The 2,261-nt window shown below is 74.6% G+C and carries 3 protein-coding genes and 1 pseudogene; 3 read left to right on the top strand and 1 reads right to left on the bottom strand.

Annotation, left to right across the window (positions count from 1 at the left end):
• From EAO70_RS12365 to EAO70_RS12355, 3 genes are all read left to right on the top strand, one after another.
• Nucleotides 1-630: AMP-binding enzyme (locus tag EAO70_RS12365; protein WP_148003445.1), on the top strand; the 630-nt coding region annotated here is incomplete at its 5' end.
• Nucleotides 627-1,349: an enoyl-CoA hydratase family protein gene (locus EAO70_RS12360; protein ID WP_148003066.1), complete on the top strand. Its 723-nt coding sequence runs from the start codon at nt 627-629 to the stop codon at nt 1,347-1,349. The genes EAO70_RS12365 and EAO70_RS12360, both read left to right, overlap by 4 nt.
• Entirely contained in the window at nt 1,337-1,915 is a 579-nt protein-coding gene (locus EAO70_RS12355; protein WP_148003065.1) for a TetR/AcrR family transcriptional regulator, read from the top strand. Before EAO70_RS12360 ends, EAO70_RS12355 begins: the two co-directional genes overlap by 13 nt.
• A gap of 160 nt (nt 1,916-2,075) precedes the next feature.
• Here the strand turns inward: EAO70_RS12355 and EAO70_RS12350 are convergent.
• Nucleotides 2,076-2,261: pseudogene (locus EAO70_RS12350) on the bottom strand (TetR/AcrR family transcriptional regulator); the annotation flags it as partial.

Here is a 2,261-nt window from a genome sequence, read left to right as displayed (position 1 = left end):
GCCCCGAACCCCCCGCCCGGCACCGTCGGCAAGCTGCTGCCCTCCACCGAGATGCGGATCCTGTCCCTCGACGACCCCTCGAAGGACGCGGCGCCCGGCGCGGACGGCGAGGTCGCCATCCGCGGCCCGCAGGTCATGAAGGGGTACCTCGGACGGCCCGACGCCACCGCCGCCATGATCGACGACGAGGGCTGGGTGCACACCGGCGACATCGGCCGGGTCGACGACGACGGCTGGCTGTACGTCGTCGACCGCGTCAAGGAACTCATCAAGTACAAGGGCTTCCAGGTCGCCCCCGCCGAACTGGAGGCGCTGCTCCTCACCCACGAGGGCGTCGCCGACGCCGCCGTCATCGGTGTCATCGACGCCGACGGCACCGAGATCCCCAAGGCCTACGTGGTACGCCAGGCCGCCGCCCCCGGCCTCACCGCCGAGGACGTCATGGCCCACGTCGCCGCCCGGGTCTCCCCGTACAAGAAGGTCCGCGACGTCGAGTTCATCGAGGCCGTGCCCCGGGCAGCGTCCGGGAAGATCCTCCGCCGAGAGCTCCGGGACCGGGACCGAGAACTCCGGGACCGAGAACTCCGGGACCGAGAACTCCGAGACCGAGAACTGAGGGACCGCACATGACCCAGGTCGCCGTCACCGAGGAACGGGGCGTCACCACTCTCGCCCTCGACTCCCCGGCCACCCGCAACGCGCTCTCCGCCGTGCTCGTCACCGAGCTCGCGGACGCGCTCACCGCCTGCGGCAAGGACCCCGCCGTCCGCGCGGTGGTCCTCACCCACACCGGCGGCACGTTCAGCGCGGGCGCCGACCTCAAGGCCCCGCCGAGCCCGTACGCCTTCGTCGACCTCCTCCGGCAGATCGTCGAACTGCCGAAGCCGGTCGTCGCCCACGCCACCGGGCACGTACGGGCCGGCGGCCTCGGGCTGCTCGGCGCCTGCGACATCGTGGTGGCGGCGGAGGCCGCGGACTTCGCGCTCACCGAGGTGCGGATCGGGGTCGCCCCCGCCGTCGTGTCCCTCACCCTCCTCCCCAGGCTGGAGCCCCGGGCCGCGGCCCGCCACTACCTGACCGGCGAACGGTTCGGGGTGCCGGAGGCGATCGCCATGGGGCTCGTCACCGACCGCGACGACGCCCTGCCCGGCATCCTCGACGCCCTCCGCGCCGCCTCCCCGCAGGGCCTGCGCGAGGCGAAGCGGCTGGTCACCGCTAGAGTCCTGGAGACCTTCGAACGTGACGCGGAGGACCTGGTGCAGAGGTCGGCCACGCTCTTCGCCTCCCCCGAGGCGCGCGAGGGGATGACGGCCTTCCTCGAACGACGGGACCCCGCATGGCGGCTGTGACCGCACCCAAGCAGGACAGGAGCCGCGCCACCCGGCAGCGGCTCCTGGAGGCGGCCGTGTCCTGCCTGGCCGAACACGGCTGGGCGGGCTCCACGGTCGCCGTCGTCGCGGAACGCGCAGGCGTCTCCAGGGGTGCCGCGCAGCACCACTTCCCGACCCGCGAGGACCTCTTCACCGCCGCCGTCGAGTACGTCGCCGAGGAGCGCTCGCACGCGCTGCGGGACCTCCCCTCCCGCGACCGGTACGAGGCCGTCGCCGCGCTCGTCGACCTCTTCACCGGGCCCCTCTTCCGGGCCGCGCTCCACCTGTGGGTCGCCGCCTCCGGAGAGGACCAGCTCCGCGCGCGCGTGACCGAGCTGGAGGCCCGCGTCGGCCGCGAGTCCCACCGCATCGCCGTCGAGGTGCTGGGCGCCGACGAGTCCCGCCCCGGCGTCCGCGAGACCGTCCAGGGCCTCCTGGACATGGCCCGCGGCCTCGGCCTCGCCACCCTCCTGACGGACGACCGCGCCCGCCGCGACCGCGTGGTCGCCCAGTGGGCCCGCCTGCTGGACGGGGCGCTGGCCTAGGCCGTCTCTTCCGGATCCTGCCTGACCCGCGCCGCCCGGCACCGCACCTCGCCGCGTTGTCGAGGCACCCGGGTACGTCCCGTACGCGGGTACCTCTCCGCCGTGCGATGCACGGCACCGGACGACGCGGGCCTGACCGGCGAGATCCGGAAGAGACGGCCTAGGCCAGCGCCCCGTCCAGCAGGCGGGCCCACTGGGCGACCACGCGGTCGCGGCGGGCGCGGTCGTCCGTCAGGAGGGTGGCGAGGCCGAGGCCGCGGGCCATGTCCAGGAGGCCCTGGACGGTCTCGCGGACGCCGGGGCGGGACTCGTCGGCGCCCAGCACCTCGACGGCGATGCGGTGGGA

Source organism: Streptomyces sp. adm13(2018), from assembly GCF_008042145.1.
Classification (GTDB): Bacteria; Actinomycetota; Actinomycetes; order Streptomycetales; family Streptomycetaceae; genus Streptomyces.
The sequence above is the reverse complement of the archived record's forward strand: the minus strand, read 5'-3'. Positions and strand labels throughout refer to the sequence as shown.

Coding starts and splice junctions, on each gene's coding strand:
- EAO70_RS12355 (WP_148003065.1), top strand. CDS start 1,337: ATGGCGGCTGTGACCGCACCCAAGCAGGACAGGAGCCGCGCCACCCGG.
- EAO70_RS12360 (WP_148003066.1), top strand. CDS start 627: ATGACCCAGGTCGCCGTCACCGAGGAACGGGGCGTCACCACTCTCGCC.